The organism is Streptomyces sp. NPDC060002 (genome assembly GCF_042737245.1).
Taxonomy (GTDB): domain Bacteria; phylum Actinomycetota; class Actinomycetes; order Streptomycetales; family Streptomycetaceae; genus Streptomyces.
The window spans coordinates 1-1,509 of sequence record NZ_JBHWUW010000129.1; the positions used below are offsets into that span (position 1 = coordinate 1).

The 1,509-nt window shown below is 52.6% G+C and carries 1 rRNA gene; it reads right to left on the reverse strand.

Going from position 1 to position 1,509, the window contains the following annotated elements:
* Window positions 1-1,509, reverse strand: a 23S ribosomal RNA gene (locus tag ACFWBD_RS41470); the annotation flags it as partial.

Sequence of the window (1,509 nt, forward strand, 5' to 3'; positions counted from 1 at the left end):
TTGCTAAACAGTCGCCTGGGCCTATTCACTGCGGCTTTTCCGGGCTATTCACCCTAAAAAGCACCCCTTCTCCCGAAGTTACGGGGTCATTTTGCCGAGTTCCTTAACGAGAGTTCTCTCGCACACCTTAGGATTCTCTCCTCGCCTACCTGTGTCGGTTTGCGGTACGGGCACCTTACATCTCACTAGAGGCTTTTCTTGGCAGCGTGGAATCAGGAACTTCGGTACTATATTTCCCTCGCCATCACAGCTCCGCCTTAATGGAAACGGGATTTGCCTCGTTTCCGGCCTAACTGCTTGGACGCGCATATCCAACAGCGCGCTTACCCTATCCTTCTGCGTCCCCCCATCGTTCAAACGATGTATAGGTGGTACAGGAATATCAACCTGTTGTCCATCGCCTACGCCTTTCGGCCTCGGCTTAGGTCCCGACTAACCCTGAGCGGACGAGCCTTCCTCAGGAAACCTTAGGCATTCGGTGGAGGGGATTCTCACCCCTCTTTCGCTACTCATACCGGCATTCTCACTTCTAAGCGCTCCACCAGTCCTTCCGGTCTGGCTTCACAGCCCTTAGAACGCTCTCCTACCACTGTTCGAAGAACAGTCCGCAGCTTCGGTGATACGTTTAGCCCCGGTACATTTTCGGCGCAGAGTCACTCGACCAGTGAGCTATTACGCACTCTTTAAATGGTGGCTGCTTCTAAGCCAACATCCTGGTTGTCTAAGCAACTCCACATCCTTTTCCACTTAACGTATACTTTGGGACCTTAGCTGGCGGTCTGGGCTGTTTCCCTTTCGACTACGGATCTTATCACTCGCAGTCTGACTCCCAAGGATAAGTCATTGGCATTCGGAGTTTGACTGAATTCGGTAACCCGGTAGGGGCCCCTAGTCCAATCAGTGCTCTACCTCCAAGACTCTTACCTTGAGGCTAGCCCTAAAGCTATTTCGGAGAGAACCAGCTATCTCCAGGTTCGATTGGAATTTCTCCGCTACCCACACCTCATCCCCGCACTTTTCAACGTGCGTGGGTTCGGGCCTCCATTCAGTGTTACCTGAACTTCACCCTGGACATGGGTAGATCACCTGGTTTCGGGTCTACGACCACGTACTCAATTCGCCCTATTCAGACTCGCTTTCGCTGCGGCTCCGCATCTTCTGCTTAACCTTGCACGGGATCGTAACTCGCCGGTTCATTCTACAAAAGGCACGCCATCACCCGTTAACGGGCTCTGACTACTTGTAGGCACACGGTTTCAGGTTCTATTTCACTCCCCTTCCGGGGTGCTTTTCACCTTTCCCTCACGGTACTGGTTCACTATCGGTCACTAGGGAGTATTTAGCCTTGGGAGATGGTCCTCCCGGATTCCGACGGAATTTCACGTGTTCCGCCGTACTCAGGATCCACTCAGGAGAGAACGAAGTTTTGACTACAGGGCTGTTACCTCCTATGGCGGGCCTTTCCAGACCTCTTCATCTACCTCGTTCCTTTGTAACTCCGTACAGAGT